The organism is Synechococcus sp. R6-10, from assembly GCF_047461815.1.
Classification (GTDB): Bacteria; Cyanobacteriota; Cyanobacteriia; order Thermostichales; family Thermostichaceae; genus Thermostichus.
Genome location: NZ_JANSHW010000642.1, coordinates 1 through 1457 on the forward strand (window position 1 = coordinate 1; position 1457 = coordinate 1457).

Sequence of the window (1457 nt, forward strand, 5' to 3'; positions counted from 1 at the left end):
CAGATCCAGGCAAGGGGGCCCTGCCAGGGTTTGCGGTAGCGCAGAATGAGCTGTTGAGGCCAGAACAAGAGAGTTCCCACAAAGACGGCCAGCAGCAATCCCAAAGGACTCCGTCCCGCTAACGCGAACAGCTTGAGCACCGACTGGGATCCTCCGCGGTCAATCCATAGCGGGCCAGAAAACGGGGCAAATCGACCACCAGGCAGGTGTAGGATCCCTGCATCACCAGCCGCTCCTGCTGGGTGATCTCCACCTGAAACTGAATGCGTCTTCCCTCCACGGCCACGACTTCGACCCGAACCTGCAAGGGATCCCCCGCCACCGCTGCCGACCGATGCTCCAAGGCAAAGCGGATCCCGACCGCCGCTTCCTCCGGCTCGTAGAAGGGCTGCAAGGTGGTGTGGCCGCACCGCTCGATCAACGTCAACAAAGCCGGGGATCCGATCACCTTCACACCGGGGTTGCCCAGAGCCTCAGCGGTTTGTTCTGGGCCGAGGATCCCTTGCCAGGTGCCAAGGGTGCCCAAGGGAACGGGTTTCATCTCCGCACAACCAGAGTGCTCCGCACCGCTAACGCGAACAGCGGGCAGGGGCGCGCATTCTCCTGGATTGCCACAGGCTCCAGCCTTGCCAGAGCAGGAGAATCAACGCCAGGATCCCGACCACCCCGGCCAGCACCAGCGCCCGTTCCAGGCGGGTGGCATGGAAGCCGGTTACCGTCCAATCGCGGCTGAGGTTGGATCCCAGAATGGCAAGCACAGCCAGGCCCAAACCAAGGACTCCGTCCCGCTGCCGCGAATGGATCCCTGGAGATTCCGCCCCTCTTCCCTCCTGCTGCAGGAGGATGGGCTGCAGCGCCGCCAGGATCAAGGCGGTGGTCAAGGCTCCTAACAGGAAGGCCGCTTGCGGCTGGGCGTGAATGAAGTAGCCCACCCCCACCGGCAAAGCCAGGCTAGCCAGCGTCAGGGCGATCCCCGTCTGCAGGGGTTTGTCTGGCCCATACAGCCAGTGCAGGAGCGCCGCCAGCGCCATGGCCGCCATTCCCAGGTACAGCGCCGCCGACACATAGGGTTGGGTGAGGTCGATCCCGGCAACCTGCAGGTTGAACTGGTGCAACAGGTTTTGCAGCAGAGGGCGGGCCGACAAAAACAAAGCGGCCATGGCCCCCCAACGGCTGGGAAAAGCCAGACATCCCAGCCCCAAGAGGGCCGCCCCGTAGGATCCCCCCAGCCGCAGCGCCAGCAGCGCTCCTCCGCCCACCAGCGTTAGGCCCACACAGGCCCGCCAGAGCAGCCGTCCTTGTTGCTCGGCAACGCTGACGCGACCGGCTAAAGCCTCCGGCCCGCTGACATGAGCAGGTTCCCCTGGCGCAGGGATCCCCCGTCCCGTCTGGTTCTCCAAGGCAAGCAAGGCCCACGAGAGCAGCACCCCCACCCCGTAGAGCAAGGCCCAGAAGGG

1 protein-coding gene and 1 pseudogene are annotated in these 1457 nt (G+C 64.9%); both read right to left on the reverse strand.

From position 1 onward, the window contains the following. Positions 1-118 precede the first annotated feature (118 nt). A complete protein-coding gene (locus NW837_RS14865) occupies positions 119-541 on the reverse strand; it encodes a thioesterase family protein (protein WP_414332361.1) in 423 nt (140 codons plus the stop codon). 28 nt (positions 542-569) lie between these two features. After that, positions 570-1457, reverse strand: a pseudogene (locus NW837_RS14870) (hypothetical protein); the annotation flags it as partial.

Coding starts and splice junctions, on each gene's coding strand:
- NW837_RS14865 (WP_414332361.1), bottom strand. CDS start 541: ATGAAACCCGTTCCCTTGGGCACCCTTGGCACCTGGCAAGGGATCCTC.